Genomic DNA, 18,654 nt, shown 5'->3' on the forward strand with positions numbered 1-18,654 from the left:
GGACAATCTTCTTTTTAAACTCTGGTGTGTAATTTTGTGGCATGATAAGAACCTCTTTTCTCATTGTTTTTAGTATATCTTATTAGCCACTTCCGTTACAACTTTATTATAGCACTTCAAGTCTTTTTTCTTTCGGGGCGGCGCTACGGCGATAAAAATTGCCACAAACATAAGGATACAGCCGATAATCATCCGTCCGCTGAATACCTCTCCCGCCAAAGCGATCGCGAAAAATGTACCAAAGACCGTTTCCGAAGAAAGAAGAATCGCTACATAGTTAGGCGGAGCGATGCTCTGGCACCGGTTCTGTAAGAGAAACGCGAAGGTAGAATTAAAGGAAATCAGATAAATAAGACCCGCTAACGGAACAAGACCTATGTCGACAAGACTTTCCGGTTCCCCGAATATCAGAGCGGTCAGCACGGAAAAGACCGCAGCTGAGGCGATTTCAACAAAGGTAAACAGATTCGCATCCATGTTTTTCATAAAAACGCCCAGCAGGATCACCTCGATTGAAAAGGCCACCGCGAAAAGGAAGGTCAGGAAGTCTCCCCATCCGATGGTCAGGTCATCTTTTAAGGTAAGCAGGGAAATTCCCAGCAGGGCGATCACCGCCGCGGCAATAATTTTCTTGGGAGGACGGATCCTCAGAATCAGCCAGGAAAGCAGCGGCACCATAACCGTATACAGGGAAATGATAAAGCTTTGTTTTCCCGGCGTCGTATACTGGAGACCAATGGTCTGTAACGTATTTCCCAGAAATACCAGGAATCCTACAAGGGACCCTCCAAGAATCATTTTCACATTCATCAGTCGGAATTTTTTCACGCAGAAGCAGGCCATCAGAATCGTCGCGCCTACATAGCGGTATGCGGTGATATTCAGCGGCTCCATTCCCTGAAGAGCGAATTTTCCCGCTACAAAGCCGCCTCCCCAGAACAGGGCGACAAAGAGCAGACCGATATTAGCCATAATGACCGTTTTCCTCTGTTTTCTTTCCTGATCAATATCCACTGTTCCTTTCGCCGGCGTACCGCGTTTCTGTTCATCTGTCATAATCCGCCCTCCTTCCTGCCGCAGTCAGACTGCTTTTATTTTATCGCATTTTCAGGAAGCGGACAATATCCATTTCCGGTATTCTCAGGGGAAGCAGATGGAAATGGAATTCCTTCCGGTTCGGGAAGGCACAGCGGAAAAGCTGAATTGTATCCCAGCTACTGCAGAACGGCTTTGTGGATACAAAACTTTCCCGTTTGCGGAATCAGACTTTATAAAAATTTTGGATTTCGCTCTATTCTCGTAAAATCAATCTCTCAATCCCATAACTTTTGTATCCAACAGCCTATTTTCAAGCGCGCAGGATACAATACGTGTCTCCGATCCACCGCCAACGCGCGCTCCTTAATGTCTATGATGGCCGCAGCCCTTTCCGTTTCCATGCCCATAGCTTTCTTCCTGATAGTCCGGATTCTGTCCGCCCTGATTTTCGGAAAGGGCGCGGATCCTGTCCCGGATTTCCCTCATGGTCATTGCCCGTACCTCCTCCAGGGTGACGGACGGGTCCAGTTCGTTCAGCGCCAGAAACGCCTGATATTTGCCGAAGGAAACGCCGGCCGCATGGGCGTGTTCCCGCTGTTTTACGCTTCCGGAGTGACAATATACGTTTTCATGTTCCGACGCGCACGACTCCATATCCCGCCGGATTTCCGCGCACTGCCTTTCATTTTCTCCAGCCAGAGTCAAAGACAGTTCTTCCTCTTCCTTCAGGCAGGCTTTGATACTCTCATCCTCCAGGATCCGATCCAGCGCCTCCTGATAATTCAAATGTCGGATATCCAGCGATTCCGCGAGCTCCCGCCCGTCCCGGTTGTACCCTTTTACTTCAATAACCCGATCAAATCGGTTCACCTCTATCTCCAGAGATGGATTTACATCGACGCTGATAAAGGCCGTGGGGGTGAAATACAGATAGTACCCTCCTGCCAGGAAAGCACATACAAAGCAGGCCGCGGCGGCAAGCATACTCCACCTGCGCAGAAGCTTTCTTTTTTCTTTTTTTTCTGCCATCCGATCGAAAACATACTGGCGGGTATTAGCTTTCAGGTGTTCTTCCGCGTGAATCGGTTCCAGAGCGGCTTTTATTTTATTCTTCAATCTCCATCCCCCCTTCCAGCTTTTCTTTCAGCAGTTTGCGCGCCCTCGTCAGGAGCGTATATACAGAATTGACATTCTTTTTAAGAATCTGCCCGATTTCCGCCGCCGTATAGCCTTCATAATAGTGAAGGTACACGACATTTTTGTATTTTGGCGGAAGATCAAGTACCGCTTCCAGCACCTCCCTATGCTCCTCATCAAGTTCTCCCGGCTGTTCTGCCAATACGTCTAACGATACCGTCCGGCTGCGGAATACACTTTTGAGCAAGTCCCGGCAGGCATTGATCGTTACTCGGATCATCCAGGCTTTCTCGTGCTCGCCGCTTTGAAAGGCACGCGGAAAAAGGGCATATTTCAGAAAAACCGTCTGAAATATGTCCTCTGTATCCGACTCGTTCTTCAGATGTACCATGCAAATCCGCCGAACCGTATCGGCGTATCGCTCAATGGCCTGATTGACTTCCTCTTCGCTTCGCATTCTCCGCTCACCTTCTGATAATCTTTGTTTTTATCTGCGCCAGCAGGAATGGCTTCCGTGTCCATGGCCGCACCACTGTCCGTATCCGCCCGCGCATCTGTGGCTTCCGTAATAATCACAAACCCCGTCATCGTTGGCATCCCGACAGTATCTCTGATTCCCGGACAACGCGTCTGTCTGAACCGTCCCGTGATTGCTATGGTAATGACCTGCCGCGAAGACTGTCGCGGTTCCCAATCCAAGAATCAGCGCCACCACTAAAATTCCAAGCGTTAATTTTCTCATAATGCTTTCCTCCTCTTCCCTTAATTATCGGCTTTCATAAATAATACGATTCACATCCGGAAAATCATTCATATATGAAAATTTTTTTGTTTTTTCTATCCGCCCCGTACTATTAAAAAAAGTATGGACAATCGCCGGGAATGCGTTTATAATAATTATTAACGACATGTCCCGTTGGTCAAGTGGTTAAGACGCCGCCCTCTCACGGCGGCAACAGGGGTTCGACTCCCCTACGGGATACCAACAGCCCTGAAATTTTAATGTTTCAGGGTTTTTTATTTTCTTGTGACTGCATATATCCTTACTATAACGTGTCAGGAACAGAATGCTTTAACGGTTCATGGGATCTGTGTGAGAAAAACAGCGCGCCCGTCCCAAACTGGTCTGATTTTCAGAATTTGGGACGAATCTTTCCTGTTTGCGCGCCCTGAAATCCGCTAACCTGCCCGGATCGCCCTGCATCTCCGCTTCAGCCGTCCCCTGCACAGATTCCCCTCGCAGTTTCCGCATCTCAGGCTCCAGCCGTAAATTCCTCCGATAAACAGCAGCGACGTACACATCATCATGGAATCCCAGTTAAAAATACGGCAGGTAGTACAGCACCTGGTATGCATCATCAATCGGAAGGGACAGAAATACAGGACGCAAACCATATCGGAAAGAAAATAAAACAGCGTCAGCAGCATGAGTTCCGGTACTCCGATAATCCCTTGCCTGTAAAGTACGAAAAAAATCAGATTAAACCCGATCCATACAGCCGCGACAAGCAGAGTGGAACAGTCCGCCGCGCGGTAACGACCGGCAAACAGCTTTTGCGCTCCCAGGCTGAGCCTTCCGGAAGGGAAAAACTTTTTCAGGATATCCAGAAACACGCCTGCCAAAAACAGCAGAAGACGAACAAGCAGCTGTTTGCGATAATAAGATCCCATTTTCGTTTCTCCTTACTCGATCCTATCGCATTCCATCTGTTTTTTCAACCGTTTCCAGACAGTCTGGTATAAAACAACCGCCGCCATGGAAGCTGTAACTTCCGCGATGGGAAAGGTAATCCAGACGCCGGTCAGTCCAAGGCCGGCCCGTACCAGGAGAAACGCCAGCGGCGGTATAATCATCATCTGCCGCAGAAGAGATATAATCAAAGAATGTCCGCCCATGCCCAGGGCTTCAAAAGCGCCGGCGATAATCACGCCCAGCGCGGAAAAGATAAATCCCACGCATATAATGCGGAAGGCCCGCACACCCATATCCAGCATTTCTTCCGTCCCTCCGAACATCAGCAGAATCCACTTTCCGCCTGCCAAAAACAATATGGTTCCCACCGCCATAATCGCTGCCGTCACGGCAATCGAGCAGTGAAGGGTGCGCTGCATCCTCTTGTAATTCCGAGCGCCATAGTTGTAGCTGATAATCGGCCGCATCCCCTGAATCAGCCCGTTGGATGGCATGTAGACAAAGGTCTGCAGCTTGAAATAAATGCCGAAAACCGCCACCGCCAGCTGAGAGAGCCCCGCCAGGATTCCATTCAGCAGCCCCACGAGAATCGACGGCATTGACATGATCATCCCCGACGGGATTGCGACCCCATACAGACGTTTTACCATTGAGCCGTTCCAGCGGAACCCTTTCAGACGGATATGGACGCCGCAATCCCGCTTTACATATAGTATAATCGCCAGGGAGCAGGCACAGCACTGCCCGATTACCGTCGCGATAGCCGCTCCCTTTACTCCCAGAGCCGGCGCTCCCAGCAGTCCGAAAATCAGAATCGGGTCCAGAATAATATTGACCACCGCGCCTACAATCTGCATGATCATCGGCATCAGCATCCGGCCGGTGGCCTGGAAGATTTTCTCAATCAGAATATGAACCAGGCTGGCCCCCGACAGGCAGATGACAACGTAACTGTAGTCGCATCCCATTTCCAGTATATCCGCTGAATCCGTAAACATCCCTACAAACCAGCGGGAGCCGAACAATCCCAGAATGATAAAAAACAGGATGTGAAAAAAGGTAAGTACCAGCCCGTGGGAAGCGGCTTCGTCCACCTCTCTCTGATTTTTTTCGCCCATGCTCCTGGCAATGCTGGCGTTCACTCCCACGCCCGTTCCTACCGCCACCGCAAGAACCAGGTTCTGCAGCGGAAAAACCAGGGAAACCGCAGTCAGCGCCTCCTGGCTCAGCCTGCCCACAAACAGACTGTCCACAATATTATATAAAGACTGAATCAGCATGGAAACCATCGCCGGAACAGACATGGACATCAAAAGCGGCATGATCGGCTTTGTTCCCATAGGATTTTCATGGTTCCTTTCACTTTGTGACATAAAACTCCTCCTCATCTTTTTTGGAAGCCCGATCCCGCTGACCGGCCTCCCACATGAAAAAAAGCTACAGACTTCCTGTTTATGCTCAGAAACAGGAAAATCTATAGCCTTTTCAAGCTGTTTTATCGTAGCACAGGCAGAAGGCAGTGTCAATATAAAAAACGGAAAAGTTCCCTGCCTGTCGGAGCCAGGCGCATTGTATCCTCTATGGTCGAAAATAGGCCGTTGGATACAAAAGTTGTGGGTTTGAAGGCCTGCTTTTTCAAAAATCGGTCGAAATCAGAGGTTTCTCAAAAAAGCGTTTCCGCAAACCGGAAAGTTTTGTATCCACAAGGCCGTTTTGAAAGGCAGGGGATACAATTCCAGGAACCACAACTTCCGCTTCCTTCCCGATCGCTTCGGAAAACAACCTCTTGACAAAAAGACAGGTACCTTACTATAATAAATAACAGAGGCAAATAATAAGGTGCCTTATTAAAAGAAAGGAGTCACTGTCTTGAATTTTACAGATCGGGAAATTGTTTCTCTCTTTTTTAACGTAGCCAGGCTCAGCCGGAATATCCCCGGTACCAAAGGAAACGATCTGCTTCCTTTTATCGGACAATACCGCTGTCTCCTGCTGCTGGAAAATTCCGGCCCCATAAACCAAAAAGGACTCGCGGACGCGCTGCAAATCCGTCCGGCTTCTCTCGGAGAACTACTGATCAAGCTGGAGGAAAAGGGACTCATCCGGCGCACGCCCTCGGAAAAGGATCGGCGCAGCCTGATTGTCTCTCTGACCGATAGCGGCAAAGAACAGCTGCGGGGCTTTCACCGGCAGAGAGAACAGGCGTACTGCGATATGCTGACGGCTCTGTCCGCGGAGGAAAAGGAGCAGTTTTATCAGATTCTCTCTAAAATTCAGGACTATTATCTGCAAAAGGAACAACATGACTGACAACATTGGGATTACAAAGAAAAAGCGAACACTTATTTTTATCAATATTCTGCTGACCTGCATCGCGTCTTCCATGCTCTCCACAGCGCTGACCACGGCGCTGCCGCCGATTGTGCGGGATTTTCACATCAGCGTTACCACCGGCCAGTGGCTGACCAGCGGCTTTTCTCTGGCAATGGGAATTATGATGCCCCTTACCGCATTCCTGATTACGCGCTTCCCGACCCGCCGGCTTTATCTGACGGCAATCATCGTATTTATCGCGGGGCTGGCGATGTGTGTAATCGCGCCTAATTTTCTCTTTATGATGACCGGACGGGTTCTTCAGGCCTGTGGAAACGGGATTCTCTCGTCCATGGCTCAGGTTATTCTTTTAACCATTTATCCGGCGGAGCAGCAGGGGACCATTATGGGCTGGTACGGACTTTCCGTCGGCGCGGCTCCGGTTGTCGCGCCTACCCTCGCGGGGATTCTGGTGGATTCCATGGGCTGGCAGATGATCTTCTACATCGCCATTGGAATTATGCTGATTTCCCTGGTTTTCGCGATTGCTGTGTTTGGAAATGTGCTGGAAACCACGGAGAAAAAATTCGATATCCACTCTTTTGTTCTGAGCGCTTTTGCCTTTGGCGGCATTACTCTGGGAGTCGGAAATATCGGAACCTACCCGTTTATAAGCCTTCCGCCGCTGCTGCCCCTTGTTATCGGCTGCGTAGCTTCTCTGCTGTTTATCCGCAGGCAGTTTTCTTCCGCGGAACCTTTTCTGGATCTCCGGATCGTTCGTTACAAGGAATTTGCCCTCAGCCTCATCGGAAGCATGCTCCTTTATTTTGTAATGATGGGTTCTTCCATCATTATGCCTCTGTATGTACAGTCCATCATGGGGTATTCGGCGACCATCTCCGGTCTGGTTACACTTCCCGGCTCTCTCTGCATGGCCATTGTCAGCCCCTTTGCGGGAAAAATCTATGATCGTCTGGGTATGAAAGTCCTTTTTGTCGCCGGTTCCCTGTTCATGCTGGCAAGTAATATCGGGATGATCTTCATCACAACCCAGACCTCCATCTGGCTGGCTTCTTTTTTCAACGCTGTGCGCTGCGTCGCCATCGGCTGTCTGATGATGCCCCTTGTAACCTGGGGAATCAACGGCGTCAGCAAAGTCCGGAGCGGACTGACCGCCCACGGAACCGCACTGCTGACCTCCCTAAGGACGATTGCCGGAGCCATCGGAACCGCGATTTTCGTAGCCATTATGACCTGGATGTCGGAAACCAGCGCGGATACCTACGGGGAGGAAGCCGCTATGCACGGTTTGAATGTCACCTTTCTCGCCATGTCGCTCTCCACACTGGCGCTGGTGATCATCGCGGTCTTCTTTGTGCCGAAAAAAGATCGGTAAAACGGAAAACGCCGCGCTCTCCCATAGGAGAAACGCGGCGTTTTCCTTTCCGATTATTTTTTATGAAAGCAAGTGAAGTGCATCACTTGTACTCTCCGTAATGTTTGTACTTATAATAATATCGGCTGTTATCCCGTTTTACTTTATTAAGTACGGCCCCTAAAATTTTGCAATTTGCCATTTCCAGCTGTTTTTTTACATTTACCGCCATACGGTGGCTGGTAGCGTTGCTTTCGATTACCAGCACCGCTCCATCGCAGCAGGGAGCCATAACTGCCGCGTCAATGACGGAAGCAAGGGGTGGTGAATCGATAATCACCATATCATAGCTTTCCCGGAGGCGTTCAATCAGTTCAGAAAACAGCGGTCCGCCCAACAGTTCTGTCGGGTTCGGCGACAGCGGACCCGTTAAAATAACGTCAAAATTGGGAATATTCGTGGCAAATAGGATGTCGCTGATTTGGGCCTGCTTAGACAGATAATGGGACAGGCCTCCCACCTTCTTATCGGCCGCCTGGGCTTTATATCGCCCGAGCATAACGGATTTACGCAAATCCGCGTCTACCAGAACAACTTTTTTATTGTTTTCCGCCATAGAACGGGCAAGCTGGAACGTAACCGTGCTCTTCCCTTCGTTGGGAGCGCAGCTGGTAAAAAGCAGCACTTTTAAATCCGCTCCGCAGAACTGCAGATTGGTCCTCAGGGAATTAAAGGCTTCTCGCTGGCCATAATCCAGCTCTTCCAGATTGTTAAAGATAATTTGGTTTGCCATTACTTTCCACCTCTTTTCTTAAACCTGTGCTTTTTTTCCTTTTTTCCGCTTTCTATAGGAATCTCCGCCAGCGTATTCAGCTCCAGATACCGTTCAATGTCATCCCGATCTTTAATGCTGTCATTGAGAATATACAGTACAATCACAACCAGCGCCGAAAGAAAGGCTCCAAGAAGGAACGCGATGGCGACATTCTTTGTTTTTTCCGGTTTAATAGGCTCATCCGGAAGATGGGCCGTTTCAAACACGGACGGCTCGTCCGTATCCATAACTTTTGAAATCTGCTTTTTCGCTACATTGGAAAATTCATTGGCCACTTCTGTTGTCAGCGCCGCGTCCGTATTCTGGATACTGATGTTGAGAATCCGGGTGTCCGCCGGGTTGGTTACCGTCAGCATCCCCAGCATTTCCTCATATTCCATGTCCAGATCCAGATTATCGATAACTTCCTCTACCACCGCCCGGCTCTGGATCATTTCCACATAGTCCAGGGCCAGGGAAGAGCCTGCCTGAATATCCGCCAGCGACGTAATCGACGTGGACTGAGTCAGAATATAAAGCTTGGAAGTGGACTCATAAACCGGGCTGGCGATAAAAAAACTATATACGCCGGCGCCGGCGGCAAAGACCATGGCAGTCAGCAAAATAATCAGAAACCTTTTTTTCAGCACATAAAATATGTCCCTCAAATCGATTTCAATTTCGTCTCTCTGTTGATTCATTTCTTTGTTCTCCTTATATATATTTATTTTTTGCTAATTGAATCACATTGTTTTGAACAATACGCTCCACCGCTTCTCTTGGTCCATGGGACAGCAATTTTTCAACCGCTTGCTGTAAAACCGGCGCCCTGGACTCACAATTATGGCAATCGCTGGCAATAAAGTGAATCAGATCATTTTCAAATAACTTGAGACACCAGGCAGTCCGCTTGTCAAACTTTCCACCGAGAAAACCGCGGGCGTTTACCTGCACGTACACACCATTCTCTACCAAATCCCGCACCAGATCCAATTCTTTCGCGAGACACTGATACCGTTCTATATGGGCCAGAATCGGCCGGTATCCCGCGGTCACAAAATCGCGCAGGCCCTGGTACAGCTCCTGATATTCCGCTTTGGCGGAGAACTCAACTAGCGCGTAATCCGTGCCGCCCAGAGTGGCCGCCTTGCCTGCGCGCAAATCATCTAAAACCCCTGGCGCGTAGTAAATCTCGTTTCCCATAAAAATCTTCATATCACTATGTAAAGCGGCAAGACGCTTCCGCACCTGTCTGCATAGATCTTCCGCTTTTTTTCGATCATAATCCGGATTCCATTTTCCATAATGGGGCGTCGCGATCAGCACGCGGATCCCTTCCGCGTACGCCTGCTGCAGCATACGCAGAGTTTCTTCCATACTGGCGGAGCCATCGTCGATTCCGGGAAGGATATGCGTATGGATATCCATGTATCTCCATCTTCTGCTCAATCTAGTACCTCTCTTTTTTCTCCGGGGATTTTAGTATGGCCATTCCGATGATCGAAAGCAGCGCCAGACAAAATCCGTTGACCCACAGTACCATAGCCGGACTTTTAAAAAACGCTTCCACAAACGCCTGATAAGCGGGGAAGTCTGAAGAGAATTCCCATTTATTCTCAAATCGCAGCGCGAAACCGGCTATACCGCTGACAATTGCCGTCGCCAGCAGGCTGCTCAGGCCATAGCATCCTCCCTCACGAAAGGTTTCGTGCAGTCGGAAAAGCAGGAAAACCAGAACAGCCGCCAGCAGAAGGCTCGCGGGAAGTAAAATTTTCATCCATGAAAAAATCCCCTCTTTATATTCGAAAAGCACCTCCGCGAAGGGAAAGGATGTGTAATTTTCATAATACCCCGCGGTTTTCGCCGCGATTTCCGCGGAAGCCTCTTCAACCCTCTCGTTTTGTCCCACTTGATGTTCCCTCAGATAGGAAGCGATGCTCCCGGCAATTTGCGTTTCCAGCCTCTTTCCCCGCTCCACATCTCCGGCCCCGGCAATTTCCGCCTCCAGGTCTTTCTTAAACGAGTTTTCATCAATTTGTCCACTGAGAAAGGTTCCCGGCAGGCCGTGTTCCTCGGCTTCTGTCTTCAGCGCTTCCCGCAGTGAACGAACGCTTTCTTGTATATAATTGCTGTTTTGCAGGCTGCTCCGCAAATGGCTTTCACTGAAGATTCCCATCGCGCAGGTCCCCGCAAGCACTGTAGTCAGGCAGAGGAACAAGAGAAACGCGAAGATCGCGCTGATACCGGCCCTGGCTCGTCTTTCACTGCTGTCCTTCATTGCTGTCCTCCTTCAATATCGGTCCGCTGATTTTTTCCGCCGCCACAAAATACCGCTGAGACTTCTCTTCCAGAAAGCCTCCGAATGGATAACAGGTATATAAAATCAGCTCCTCGTAAGGATGCCGCAGCTCCTTTTTCCCGATAGACGAAGCCTCTCCAACCGTAATATCGGTCACCTGATACTGAAAAACTCCGTAAGAAGTTGTCAGCTCAATCCGGTCCCCCTGCTCGATATCCTTTAAAGGTTCAAAATATCCAATATCATGGGCTCCCACCAGAATCGGACGCCCTTCCCCCGGAAGTCCGCTGCCGATATACTGGCCGGCGCCTTTTTCTAAAATAACATCGGAATCTCCATAATACAGCGGGGCGGAAAGACCGATTTTCTCACAGAGGATCCTCCCATAACAACTGCCCAGGTTCGGAAGATCCGCTTCGCTCCTTTTCAGTTCTCCTTCCTGAGGCGGGCTATCCTTTTGTGAGTAATCCCCCACCGGAATCCCCTGCTCGATGGCCATCCGCATTTTTAACGACAAAGCGCTCTTAAACTCTTTGCCCACGGTCACATAAATGCCGCCTGCCAGGATGACAAAGAAAAGCGCCAGTATGATGAAGCGGATGATCCGCGTTTCTCCCCTACGACACATGGCGGTGAGCGAAGAGACGCAGCTTCCAGGCGGCAAGGGTTCCCGCCGGAAGGAGAAACATCAGAATAACAAAGAGCGCGATTATTTTACCAAAGGAAAATCCGGTGTCTTTTACGGGAAGATCGGATTTAAAAACAGCCTGCCCGTTCACTCCTGCCACCCGCAGGGAGGATCGGGATTCCCTGACCTGAACACTGGCCTTTCCTGCTTTTTCTTTTTTATTTTTTTGCGCTTTGCTCTTTTGCGGACGGTTGAGAACGCTGTTGCTGTCACTGCTTCCTGTGGTCCCAGGGACTCCCTCTACAGGCGTCAGGTAGCCGTCCAGCACGCCGCCTTCCACATTGGAATACATCAGCGAAGCCGCCCGCTCCGCCTGTTCCGGGGTAAGCTCAATATCATCGCGGCTCAGATAAGCCCTCAATTGTCCCAGAGCCGATGAAGTCGCCTTGTAGTTTTTCCCCTGATACCGGAATGTGCCTGACGCTTTGCTGATTAATCCGGCCTCCGGTCCATTGATGCTCCCCGCATAAGCGGGAACCATCGAGAATATCATAGTAAGTATCAGTACAATACCCGCAATCATGGATTTCCTCATGATCGTTTCTTTCCTCCTTTGGTTTTGCGCAAATTCCCCTCATGCGCTGAAACTCCGGGAACAGCGCGCTGGTTGTTTCGGCGCTCTCTTCCCGAAATTTCCGGTAATTTTTCAGAAAAACAGAATGAGCCGCGCGGAGTTTTGCGCGGCTGATCTGTTTTTCATTTGCTTTCCCTATTATTTATAAGCCTTCACTTCTACCTGGTATTTGCTGATGTAGGATGGATCGAAGCTTACCGTATATTGGGTCGCGCTTACACTTCTCAGGGTCGCGTTTACCGTTGTGCCTCTGGCAGTCGCTGTCACTTCAATGGTGTCCCCATTTTTCTCTAAGGTAACCCCCTTTGTGTCCGATCCGGCTTTCAGTGTGTTGTCCTGCATGGTCAGCGAAATCTGTTCGCCGGTTCCATCCGCCATCTGGAAGAGGGTCAGGGTATATCCGTTTCCTTCCATCACAAAGCTCTTGTCCGGTACATAGTACCAGCTGGTACGCATCACATCGTCTGAAAATTTGATGGTGACTTTGTTTCCGGATTTGGAAAAGATATAATCATTTCCGGAGTTGTAGTTAAAGGCCGCTTTCGGGAAGTTGTCCCGCACGCTCATCGCGTTGGACCAGTCAAATCCGGCGTTTCCGTTTCCAAACAAATTGTCAATGTCCGCGGGCGTCAGTGTAATTGAGGCAGGCTTGCCCTCTCTTACCGCGGAAACGCGATAGGAACTGTACTTGCTTTCATCCAACGTGTAAGTTCCATTGGAAGCATTCAGTACATCGTAGACCGTCACTTTGTAAGAAGCGGTTTTCTTCGCTCCGTATTTGGCGGTCGCGGTAATGGTCGCGGTTCCCGGAGCAACCGCGGTTACGGTACCGGACGCGTTTACTGTCGCCACTGCCTGATTGCTGCTGGTATAAGTAACCGCCTTGCTGTACGGGTTGGACGGACTGATGGTCAGCGCATTCGTCGCTGTGGTTCCTGTTTGCATTTCTTTGGAAGCAACCGCGAACTTCATTCCTGTAATAGACTGTCTTACGGTTACCCGGCACTTATCTCTGTACTTTTTGTTTTCCTTTGAATACGCGGTGATGGTAACGGTTCCTTTTTTCTTGGGGGTGATGACGCCTTTGCTGCTTACGGTCGCGATATTGCGGTTGCTGGATTTATAGCGCACGCCTTTGTTGTAAACGCCTTTCGGTCCAACCGTCGCCTTTACCGTCTTTTTCACGCCGGTATACGCGGTTGCTTTGGACGCGATTTTTACTCTCGGCGTCATTTTTTTAACGCGGATGGTGATCGTTTTCTTTACCCGCTTGCTTCTCTTAGAAGTTGCCGTAATCCGTACCTTTCCGGTCCGCTTTCCGGTTACAACGCCATTTTTGGAAACTCTGGCAATTCTCGGATTGCTGGATTTCCATCTGACTTTTTTGCTGGCGTTCTTCGGACGGACGGATTTTACGGACACCCGTACTTTACCCTTTATATCCACTCGCTTAGATGTGGCTTTCAGGTAAATTTTCTTTGGTTTTGGCGCTTTTTTACTCGCCGCGCTGACGCTTTCCGTGGAAAGTCCCAGCCCGATGACCGAAAAGGCCATGGCCGCGGCAATTATGAGCGCCATCCATTTTTTCCTTGTCTGTACCATTTTGCTTTTCCTCCTAACAAGTTTTATTTATTACACAAAATTATGTAATCAGTTGGAATACCCGCTCTCCGCCTCGATCTGGCCGCTGACTTTTTTTACAAAGTCCGTCGGGTCGTAATTGTCCTGCCCGAAAAAGCGCTTGTGCAGTTTTTTGACGTTGCTTTCCAGGGTAATAGGAACACCGTACCAGATGGAATTGTGGGTCCATCCGCTGGTCTTATATGGCCAGCCTACGCTGTTTGTCAGGTCATAGGACGCGATGTCCATCAGCGTATCGGTCATGCGGTTGTAGCTCATATTGGTGGTCACTTCCTCCAGGGTATCATCCATAATATCCATCAGTTCTCCGGCAGGCAGTGTCTTTGCCTTGTTCAGAGCCGCGGAAAGAATAATTTTCATCCGCTCGTTTCTCCGGTAATCGCCTCTGGCGGAATCTTTCCGGATTCTCGCGTAAAGAACCGCCTGGTCTCCGTTGATGGTCTGCTTTCCCGCGCTTTTTATCTGATTTTCCGCGGAAAGGCTGCCGTTCATGTAGGTCCGCTCACTTTCCTGAATGTCCACTTCAATGCCGTCTAAGCTGTCCACCAGATCCGCCACCGCTTTCCAGGTAAGGGCCATTCCCTCCCGGATGTTCAGATCCAGGTTCTGGTTCAGGGCTTTGATGCTCTGCTCCATGCCGCCGTAGGCGTAGGCGTGGTTGATCTTATCCAGGCCGTGTTCGTCGTCGATTTTCAGGTAGGTGTCCCGGTAAACGGAAAACATCTTTACTTCGTCCGTTTCCTTATTCATACTGAGAACAATAATCGCGTCACTGCGGTGTCCGGTTTCTGACTCCAGATCTTCCGCGTCAATCCCGAAAAGCACAACATTGCGGTAGTTCTGCAGCTGCTCGTCAACAACGGGATCGATTCCCAGTTCTTCATCTCCGTAAAGAACCTGCTGGGTCGGTTGGGTCTGTTTTTCCGCGTTCTTGTTCTCTTCGCTTCCGCTCATGCCGGTTACGATTACGACTGCCAGCACGACCGCCGCGGCGATAATCGCCAGAATGAGCAGCGCGGTGCTCATTTTAATTGGTTTCTTTTGCTTTCCCTGTTCGGATCGCATATTCTGCCTCCTTCTTTTTTTGTAATAGAAAAAAGCGAGACCGGCCGGATTCGGTCAGTCTTCGCTTTTTGGTTCGTTTTTTCGTTTTAGGGTTAACAGGTATTGTCCGTATTTGGTCATGGAGAGCGCCTCGCCTCTTTTGCGGATCTGTTCCAGACCGACAAAGCCTTCTTTCAGAGCGGCTTCCTCGATGCATCCGATATACTGGCCGGATTTCTGCAGGGCTTTGATAATCTCCGCCGCTTCCAGAAGGGAGTCGGCGGTTCCCGCGTCCATCCAGGTCAAGCCCTTTTCAAAGGGGATGACCCGCAGCTGACCTCGTTTGAGGTATTCCAGGTTTACATCAGTGATTTCCAGTTCACCGCGGGCCGACGGAATCAGGTTTTCCGCGATTTCCACCACCTGGTTGTCATAAAAATACAGCCCGGGAATGATGTAGTTGGATTTGGGCTGCGCCGGCTTTTCCTCAATGGAAATGGCCTTTCCCCTTTTGTCGAATTCCACGACGCCAAAGGGCCTCGGATCCTGTACCCAATATCCGAACACTGCCGCGCCTTCCTTTTGTTCCTGAGCGCTCTTCAGAATTTCCTCAAAATATGGACAGTAGAAAATGTTGTCACCCAGAAGCAGGCAGACGCTGTCGTCTCCAATAAACTCTTTTCCCACGAGAAAGGCGTCCGCGATTCCTCTGGGAACTTCCTGCACTTTATATTCAATATGAAGTCCGATTTCGCCGCCATCCCCCAGAAGGGAGGTGAACGCCTCCTCTTCCCCCGGCGGAACGATAATCAGAATTTCCCGAATCCCCGCCTGAATCAATACGGTCAGGGGATAATATAAAAGGGGTTTGTCATACACCGGCAGCAGCGGCTTGCATACCGGTTTTGTCATGGGGTAAAGGCGAGTGCCTTTGCCTGCCGCTAAGATGATTCCTTTCATGTATGTACGTCTCCTTTTGCGAGTTTCTGTTCTTTTTTGAAATAAGCGATCCGGCTCCAAAAGGAAGCCAGTTCGCTTTATAGGGTGGACTAGTTTTTATGCCTCAGCGATATCAGCGATGTGAATGCTATAGAAGCAGGATGCAAGAGGCAAAATATGGGGTCGGGCGGGGCTGGGCGCACACCTACGTGAAAAATCCCCCGATTGCGTATACCAAATGTATACACACAAAGCGAAAATGGGAAGATTGCGTATAAAATTTACATTTTTCTCCTTGATTTCCGGTGGATTTCCTGCTCGATTGGCTAAAATTCGTAAAATTTTCTACGTAATTTTCAGTTTTTCCACTTAGGTGTATACCGCTCAGCTCGCCATACTTTATTTTTTTTTGTATTGCTAATTCATATTTTCGTACTGTAAATATGAATTATATTTCCAGTGCGAACATGTATTTTCTCCGCTGAATGGCTTACAACGGGACGCCCTCATTTTTCTTAGTCTTTGATTTAATCTCTAGGTCCGTATTTCTTTCTGCCAGCCTGCTCCGGTTCGCCAGTCCTAAAAAACTCATCGTCTCCCGCCTGGTTTTGGGAGTAGCGCAGAATTCCAACAACTTATTTTCATCATGTATGTTATCATGTACACTTGGTATCCATGAAGCATCTTCCTTTCCCCAATTCTTATTTTTTAGTGTCGCGTAGAGCATGAACTCGGACTGACGATATGCTGGTTCCGGCAGTCCCGCTTCTTCCATATCTCTATATACACGATCTACACCTTCTCCAAGTTTGGTATACTCTCGGATTTGCGTTTTCACAAAGGCCACAGCATCTTTTACTTGATCGAGAATGCGTCCCGATCTTCAGGCGCATGTTCCATCACATCAACTTTATCAACCATTCCAGATTTTGATTGTTTGTTACTAATTTTCCAAGGCTGCCGGAACCTGTTTTTTGAAAAAAGAGCAATTTTACATTGCTTCACTCTTTTTCGCCTCCTGGAGGCGTTGAAAAAATAGAAACAACTGAAAAAATTTTCAAAATGTTTCTAAGAAAGCTGTCTCAAAAAGGGCACTCTTCACCACCCCGGCCCTACGGCGTTTCAAAGGGAAGTTTGAAAACACCCTGGTTCCAGGTTGCAACCTGCCTTTCTGACACTCGACAATCTCAAACGCGGCAAAGCGACGATTTGAGATTGAAAAAGCTTGTTGATTTTGATCGGAAAGATGAACAGACGGAAACCCCTCTGCAAAAGCCATCACACTGCTTCCACAGAGGGTATTGTTACGCCATCACGACCATACACTCTTTCTCATAGAAAGCAATGCCATACTTGATGATCTTCTTCGTCCCCCTGCGTTTCAGACCTTCTGCATACTTTTTTTCTTCAATCTGCACGAGTGCCTCATCGCATGCCTTCTCCAGGTTCCCGTCAGCCGCATATTTCAGTTCGATAATCATCCCTATTCTGTCTGGCGTCTGGATAGAGATATCACTGTATCCTTCCCCCGTCTCCCTATTAGACTTAACCAACCACCTTCCCTGGCTCTGCAGTAATCCCAGCAGCATACCGTGATAGAAGTTTTCCTTCATGTTTCTGCGTACTGCTGTATCCCGCACACTGATGGAATCCCAAAGGTAATCACCGAGCATCTCCTGGATGGTTGCCACATCCCCGGCAGGAAACGCCGCGCAGAAACGGTTGATCCGCTCTGTGTCCGAATGCGTTACCTCCCGGAACCAATCCTTCACCAGTTCATAAAATAGTTTGTGAATCTCGCCATTTGGAATCCACAAACTAAATATGTCTGCGTCAGCCTGGTCCACATGTCTACCTGTCAAATAACCTGTGGCATACAGAACACTCCATACATTCTCAAGGCTATCCTCAATATCCCGATAAGTCAGCTCCTGACTGATCCTTTTCGTGATCTTTCCTCCGTTTAACAGTTCCTCTACCTCATCTTTCGTGGTTTGATCTGCCCTCTCAAGCAAACGGCAAACAAGACTATTGCCACTGGTATTCGCCCAGTAATTTTTTGGCGGAGTCGATGGAGCTGCCAACAATTCATCGCAGTAATTGATCACGTCCCAGGGGCAATATACATCCGTATCCCCGAAACGGTATCCATCATACCAATCCCGGATTACACCCTTATGAGGACTCAGTCCGTAGAATGCCAGCATTTCATCCACATCCGCATTGGTGAACCCGAAGAACTCATCATACCGAGCATCCGAGATCGTGTGTACCTTCAGATTGTTCAGTCCGGTGAAGATACTTTCCTTAGAAACCCTGAGACACCCAGTGAGCACCGCAAAGTACAGGCTGTCGTTCGTTTTCAGCGCATTACCCAAAAGATTGCGGACGAGGCTTACCATCTCATCGTAATATCCGGCCAAGAACGCCTTATCCAACGGAACATCATATTCATCAATCAGCAGAATAACCTTCCGGCCGTAATGCTGCGTCAGCAACTGAGAAAGAATATTTAAACTATCAATCAACGTCGCATCTGACATTGCATAGCTTGCGTCACTTCGACTGTCTACATTGATGAGACGTTCATAGGACGTTTTATCTTTTTCATTCAAAGACGGACTTTCAAGCAAAAATCGGAAACGTTTAGACGCATTGCCTATTACTGTCCTCAGTGCATCCGATGCTGCTTTGAAATTCAGTCCATCTACACTTTTAAGGCTGATGGAAATCACGGGGAACTTCCCCATGTATTTCTCACACAATTCTTTGTCCTGCGCAATCTTTAAGCCATCGAACAGCGCAGGGTTGGTCCCTGTCTCAAAGAAGCATTTCAACATACTCATGTTAAGGGACTTGCCAAACCGTCGCGGCCTGGTAAACAGGTTTACCTTTCCCCAATTCTGCAAAAGTTCTTTTATGAACAGCGTTTTATCTGCATAGTAAAAATCCTCCGAAAAAAATTCTTCAAAGTTTTCAATCCCAATGGGAAGTTTCTTTCTCACCTTCCCCGCGCTCCTTTCCGTCATCGGTAGCATGGAATAGTTCCAAAACCGCACTTCTACACCTTTGGTAATCATCCACCTGTTATGTATCCAT

Annotated in this window: 21 protein-coding genes and 1 tRNA gene; 3 read left to right on the top strand and 19 right to left on the bottom strand. The window is 48.9% G+C overall.

The genetic code is table 11. The features are described from left to right. Nucleotides 1-69: 69 nt before the first annotated feature. From H9L42_RS14635 to H9L42_RS14650, 4 genes are all read right to left on the bottom strand, one after another. On the bottom strand, nucleotides 70-1,056 hold the full coding sequence (locus tag H9L42_RS14635; protein ID WP_187304155.1) for a DMT family transporter: 987 nt from the start codon (nucleotides 1,054-1,056) through the stop codon (nucleotides 70-72). 345 nt (nucleotides 1,057-1,401) lie between these two features. Continuing rightward, nucleotides 1,402-2,154 carry an anti-sigma-I factor RsgI family protein gene (locus H9L42_RS14640; RefSeq protein WP_187304156.1) on the bottom strand — a complete coding sequence of 251 codons (753 nt, stop codon included), beginning with the start codon at nucleotides 2,152-2,154 and terminating at the stop codon, nucleotides 1,402-1,404. Next, a complete protein-coding gene (locus H9L42_RS14645) occupies nucleotides 2,144-2,632 on the bottom strand; it encodes an RNA polymerase sigma factor (RefSeq protein WP_187304157.1) in 489 nt (162 codons plus the stop codon). The genes H9L42_RS14640 and H9L42_RS14645 overlap by 11 nt, the downstream gene beginning before the upstream one ends. Before the next feature lie 30 nt (nucleotides 2,633-2,662). Further along, nucleotides 2,663-2,917, bottom strand: coding sequence for a hypothetical protein (locus tag H9L42_RS14650; RefSeq protein ID WP_187304158.1), 255 nt, complete (start codon nucleotides 2,915-2,917; stop codon nucleotides 2,663-2,665). 168 nt (nucleotides 2,918-3,085) lie between these two features. On the opposite strand from H9L42_RS14650, the gene H9L42_RS14655 reads away from it, so the two are divergent. Next, a tRNA-Glu gene (locus H9L42_RS14655) sits at nucleotides 3,086-3,160 on the top strand. A gap of 194 nt (nucleotides 3,161-3,354) precedes the next feature. On the opposite strand, the gene H9L42_RS14660 is transcribed toward H9L42_RS14655, so the two are convergent. Both H9L42_RS14660 and H9L42_RS14665 read right to left on the bottom strand, forming a co-directional pair. After that, complete coding sequence (locus tag H9L42_RS14660; RefSeq protein WP_187304159.1) at nucleotides 3,355-3,846, bottom strand: hypothetical protein; 492 nt, start codon at nucleotides 3,844-3,846, stop codon at nucleotides 3,355-3,357. A 12-nt stretch (nucleotides 3,847-3,858) separates the two neighbouring features. After that, nucleotides 3,859-5,241: an MATE family efflux transporter gene (locus H9L42_RS14665; RefSeq protein ID WP_187304160.1), complete on the bottom strand. Its 1,383-nt coding sequence runs from the start codon at nucleotides 5,239-5,241 to the stop codon at nucleotides 3,859-3,861. Nucleotides 5,242-5,737: 496 nt separating this feature from the next. On the opposite strand from H9L42_RS14665, the gene H9L42_RS14670 reads away from it, so the two are divergent. Both H9L42_RS14670 and H9L42_RS14675 read left to right on the top strand, forming a co-directional pair. After that, entirely contained in the window at nucleotides 5,738-6,178 is a 441-nt protein-coding gene (locus H9L42_RS14670) for a MarR family winged helix-turn-helix transcriptional regulator (RefSeq protein ID WP_187304161.1), read from the top strand. After that, complete coding sequence (locus H9L42_RS14675) at nucleotides 6,171-7,577, top strand: MDR family MFS transporter (protein ID WP_187304162.1); 1,407 nt, start codon at nucleotides 6,171-6,173, stop codon at nucleotides 7,575-7,577. The genes H9L42_RS14670 and H9L42_RS14675 overlap by 8 nt, the downstream gene beginning before the upstream one ends. Nucleotides 7,578-7,659: 82 nt before the next feature. On the opposite strand, the gene H9L42_RS14680 is transcribed toward H9L42_RS14675, so the two are convergent. The 13 genes from H9L42_RS14680 to H9L42_RS14740 all read right to left on the bottom strand — a co-directional run bounded on the left by H9L42_RS14680 (nucleotide 7,660) and on the right by H9L42_RS14740 (nucleotide 18,635). After that, nucleotides 7,660-8,349, bottom strand: coding sequence for a CpsD/CapB family tyrosine-protein kinase (locus tag H9L42_RS14680; RefSeq protein WP_187304163.1), 690 nt, complete (start codon nucleotides 8,347-8,349; stop codon nucleotides 7,660-7,662). Next, on the bottom strand, nucleotides 8,349-9,071 hold the full coding sequence (locus tag H9L42_RS14685) for a YveK family protein (RefSeq protein WP_187304164.1): 723 nt from the start codon (nucleotides 9,069-9,071) through the stop codon (nucleotides 8,349-8,351). Before H9L42_RS14685 ends, H9L42_RS14680 begins: the two co-directional genes overlap by 1 nt. A gap of 13 nt (nucleotides 9,072-9,084) precedes the next feature. Further along, entirely contained in the window at nucleotides 9,085-9,819 is a 735-nt protein-coding gene (locus tag H9L42_RS14690; protein WP_187304165.1) for a CpsB/CapC family capsule biosynthesis tyrosine phosphatase, read from the bottom strand. 1 nt (nucleotide 9,820) lies between these two features. Next, entirely contained in the window at nucleotides 9,821-10,648 is an 828-nt protein-coding gene (locus tag H9L42_RS14695; RefSeq protein WP_187304166.1) for a hypothetical protein, read from the bottom strand. Next, nucleotides 10,632-11,216, bottom strand: coding sequence for a sortase (locus H9L42_RS14700; protein ID WP_187304167.1), 585 nt, complete (start codon nucleotides 11,214-11,216; stop codon nucleotides 10,632-10,634). Before H9L42_RS14700 ends, H9L42_RS14695 begins: the two co-directional genes overlap by 17 nt. 70 nt (nucleotides 11,217-11,286) lie before the next feature. Next, entirely contained in the window at nucleotides 11,287-11,892 is a 606-nt protein-coding gene (locus H9L42_RS14705; RefSeq protein ID WP_187304168.1) for a hypothetical protein, read from the bottom strand. A gap of 177 nt (nucleotides 11,893-12,069) precedes the next feature. After that, on the bottom strand, nucleotides 12,070-13,533 hold the full coding sequence (locus H9L42_RS14710) for an Ig-like domain-containing protein (protein WP_187304169.1): 1,464 nt from the start codon (nucleotides 13,531-13,533) through the stop codon (nucleotides 12,070-12,072). Nucleotides 13,534-13,581: 48 nt separating this feature from the next. Next, the gene (locus H9L42_RS14715) at nucleotides 13,582-14,637 is read right to left on the bottom strand and encodes an LCP family protein (RefSeq protein ID WP_187304170.1); all 1,056 of its coding nucleotides are present in this window, start codon (nucleotides 14,635-14,637) and stop codon (nucleotides 13,582-13,584) included. A gap of 54 nt (nucleotides 14,638-14,691) precedes the next feature. Continuing rightward, nucleotides 14,692-15,576, bottom strand: a complete 885-nt coding sequence (gene rfbA / locus H9L42_RS14720) for a glucose-1-phosphate thymidylyltransferase RfbA (protein WP_187304171.1) — start codon at nucleotides 15,574-15,576, stop codon at nucleotides 14,692-14,694. 469 nt (nucleotides 15,577-16,045) lie between these two features. After that, nucleotides 16,046-16,393 carry a hypothetical protein gene (locus tag H9L42_RS14725; protein ID WP_187304172.1) on the bottom strand — a complete coding sequence of 116 codons (348 nt, stop codon included), beginning with the start codon at nucleotides 16,391-16,393 and terminating at the stop codon, nucleotides 16,046-16,048. A gap of 17 nt (nucleotides 16,394-16,410) precedes the next feature. Continuing rightward, entirely contained in the window at nucleotides 16,411-16,560 is a 150-nt protein-coding gene (locus tag H9L42_RS14730; RefSeq protein WP_187304173.1) for a hypothetical protein, read from the bottom strand. Nucleotides 16,561-16,612: 52 nt separating this feature from the next. Then, nucleotides 16,613-16,834, bottom strand: a complete 222-nt coding sequence (locus H9L42_RS14735) for a hypothetical protein (RefSeq protein ID WP_187304174.1) — start codon at nucleotides 16,832-16,834, stop codon at nucleotides 16,613-16,615. 25 nt (nucleotides 16,835-16,859) lie between these two features. Next, on the bottom strand, nucleotides 16,860-18,635 hold the full coding sequence (locus tag H9L42_RS14740) for an AAA family ATPase (RefSeq protein WP_346726330.1): 1,776 nt from the start codon (nucleotides 18,633-18,635) through the stop codon (nucleotides 16,860-16,862). Between the last annotated feature and the right edge of the window lie 19 nt (nucleotides 18,636-18,654).

Source organism: Zhenpiania hominis (assembly GCF_014333425.1).
Classification (GTDB): Bacteria; Bacillota; Clostridia; order Peptostreptococcales; family Anaerovoracaceae; genus Hominibacterium; species Hominibacterium hominis.

What these genes read in the sequence shown, in the direction of transcription:
- H9L42_RS14635 (WP_187304155.1), bottom strand. Translation starts at nt 1,056, where the DNA reads ATGACAGATGAACAGAAACGCGGTACGCCGGCGAAAGGAACAGTGGAT.
- H9L42_RS14645 (WP_187304157.1), bottom strand. Translation starts at nt 2,632, where the DNA reads ATGCGAAGCGAAGAGGAAGTCAATCAGGCCATTGAGCGATACGCCGAT.
- H9L42_RS14650 (WP_187304158.1), bottom strand. Translation starts at nt 2,917, where the DNA reads ATGAGAAAATTAACGCTTGGAATTTTAGTGGTGGCGCTGATTCTTGGA.
- H9L42_RS14660 (WP_187304159.1), bottom strand. Translation starts at nt 3,846, where the DNA reads ATGGGATCTTATTATCGCAAACAGCTGCTTGTTCGTCTTCTGCTGTTT.
- H9L42_RS14665 (WP_187304160.1), bottom strand. Translation starts at nt 5,241, where the DNA reads ATGTCACAAAGTGAAAGGAACCATGAAAATCCTATGGGAACAAAGCCG.
- H9L42_RS14675 (WP_187304162.1), top strand. Translation starts at nt 6,171, where the DNA reads ATGACTGACAACATTGGGATTACAAAGAAAAAGCGAACACTTATTTTT.
- H9L42_RS14680 (WP_187304163.1), bottom strand. Translation starts at nt 8,349, where the DNA reads ATGGCAAACCAAATTATCTTTAACAATCTGGAAGAGCTGGATTATGGC.
- H9L42_RS14685 (WP_187304164.1), bottom strand. Translation starts at nt 9,071, where the DNA reads ATGAATCAACAGAGAGACGAAATTGAAATCGATTTGAGGGACATATTT.
- H9L42_RS14695 (WP_187304166.1), bottom strand. Translation starts at nt 10,648, where the DNA reads ATGAAGGACAGCAGTGAAAGACGAGCCAGGGCCGGTATCAGCGCGATC.
- H9L42_RS14705 (WP_187304168.1), bottom strand. Translation starts at nt 11,892, where the DNA reads ATGAGGAAATCCATGATTGCGGGTATTGTACTGATACTTACTATGATA.
- H9L42_RS14710 (WP_187304169.1), bottom strand. Translation starts at nt 13,533, where the DNA reads ATGGTACAGACAAGGAAAAAATGGATGGCGCTCATAATTGCCGCGGCC.
- H9L42_RS14715 (WP_187304170.1), bottom strand. Translation starts at nt 14,637, where the DNA reads ATGCGATCCGAACAGGGAAAGCAAAAGAAACCAATTAAAATGAGCACC.
- rfbA (WP_187304171.1), bottom strand. Translation starts at nt 15,576, where the DNA reads ATGAAAGGAATCATCTTAGCGGCAGGCAAAGGCACTCGCCTTTACCCC.
- H9L42_RS14735 (WP_187304174.1), bottom strand. Translation starts at nt 16,834, where the DNA reads ATGGCTTTTGCAGAGGGGTTTCCGTCTGTTCATCTTTCCGATCAAAAT.
- H9L42_RS14740 (WP_346726330.1), bottom strand. Translation starts at nt 18,635, where the DNA reads ATGATTACCAAAGGTGTAGAAGTGCGGTTTTGGAACTATTCCATGCTA.